This is a genomic window from Candidatus Kurthia intestinigallinarum (genome assembly GCF_003991225.1).
Classification (GTDB): Bacteria; Bacillota; Bacilli; order Bacillales_A; family Planococcaceae; genus Kurthia; species Kurthia populi.
On sequence record NZ_JTFC01000240.1, the window covers coordinates 1 to 1,285 of the forward strand.

Genomic DNA, 1,285 nt, shown 5'->3' on the forward strand with positions numbered 1-1,285 from the left:
AAGTAGATGTAATGGCAATTCGTGTGAAAGGCGGGCGTATTGTGAATGAAGTGTCCTTTGCCGGAGCTAGTTTTTTAGAAGGATTCTTGAGCGTGTACGGGATTGAATTAGAGCGAGCTGTTCGGCGCTATGAGGAAAAGCTTCAGCTATTTGAAACGCTAGATCAAGAACGAAAGCAGCGAGCCGTTTTTATTGGGCGATTGAAGCACGGAGAACTAGAGCAGTTGTCCCCTTCATTTGAAACTGAGCAGCAAGCCAAAATAGAGCTAGAAACAATGAAGCAAGTAGAAAAGGAGCGTGCACTAGCGCCATCTTTAGAGGTGGAGCGTGATGAATCATAGAGAAATGAATAGTGAAAGTAGGTTTGCGTATGACAAATAACACGAAAGCAACAAGCTTAGTAATGGGAACAGCTTTGGCCATTGTCGTTTGTTATTTCATAACACCCGAAATCGTTTTTGCCTCAGCTGGACAAGTCCAAGCTAAGCTCACAAATGCAGCCAATGTCGTGAAAGGCATTTTAACAGCGCTTGTGGTCTTAGTCGGAATTTGTGCAGCTTTATTTATTATTATTAAGCGCATGCCGTCAGCAGATGATCCGCATGAGAAGAATGAAGTGTTTAAAAGTGTTGGGCGTGTATGTGCACTCGTTGCTTTAGCAGCAGCGATTATTTGGTTATTGCCGTGGTTATATTCATTATTCACATAAGTAGATATTTAATAAGTGGAAAAAACTACTTAACAAAAGTAGAAATTTCTACTTTTACGAGGTGTATAAAATGGCAGAACATAAAGGCAAAAAGTTTGTGTTCCCTGAGAATGTAGAGTCGGGTTACGGGATTTTTCTAGGGATTACACTGAAGGAATTACTGCTATATCTAGTGCCACCGATTGTCATTGGACTAATCATTGTCGCTTTGCCACCACATAACGTGTGGCTCATGCTGTTTAAGTTCATGCTTTTACTAATTGTGCTCATTATCATTTTAGCTTTCTTGTCTTCTCGACCAATTCGCCATCGACCGAATATTCGTTTTCAGGATTATGTAAAGTTACGCAATCAATTTACGAGTAGACAAAAGCTCTTTTATATACGGAAGAAACAGAATCGCTTTTTAAAGTAAGGCGGTGATTAGTTTGTGGGAAAAGTTGTTCGGTCCTAAGAAAAAGCCAATAGACGATTATGTATTTGATGATGAGCCGAAAACGCTCGATAAAGGTAAGCAGAGCCTACAGGATATGTCGCTCATTGAAGCACAGTACWATGATTTTCTCGTGACAAAAC

Annotated in this window: 3 protein-coding genes; all 3 read left to right on the top strand. The window is 40.3% G+C overall.

Translation table 11 applies throughout. From position 1 onward, the window contains the following. On the top strand, window positions 1-341 hold a 341-nt coding region (locus QI30_RS20785), incomplete at its 5' end, for a hypothetical protein (RefSeq protein ID WP_199754756.1). Window positions 342-370: 29 nt separating this feature from the next. After that, a complete protein-coding gene (locus QI30_RS20160; protein WP_199754753.1) occupies window positions 371-709 on the top strand; it encodes a CagC family type IV secretion system protein in 339 nt (112 codons plus the stop codon). A 70-nt stretch (window positions 710-779) separates the two neighbouring features. After that, the gene (locus QI30_RS20165) at window positions 780-1,124 is read left to right on the top strand and encodes a conjugal transfer protein (protein ID WP_126992087.1); all 345 of its coding nucleotides are present in this window, start codon (window positions 780-782) and stop codon (window positions 1,122-1,124) included. Window positions 1,125-1,285: the final 161 nt, after the last annotated feature.

What these genes read in the sequence shown, in the direction of transcription:
- QI30_RS20160 (WP_199754753.1), top strand. Translation starts at nt 371, where the DNA reads ATGACAAATAACACGAAAGCAACAAGCTTAGTAATGGGAACAGCTTTG.
- QI30_RS20165 (WP_126992087.1), top strand. Translation starts at nt 780, where the DNA reads ATGGCAGAACATAAAGGCAAAAAGTTTGTGTTCCCTGAGAATGTAGAG.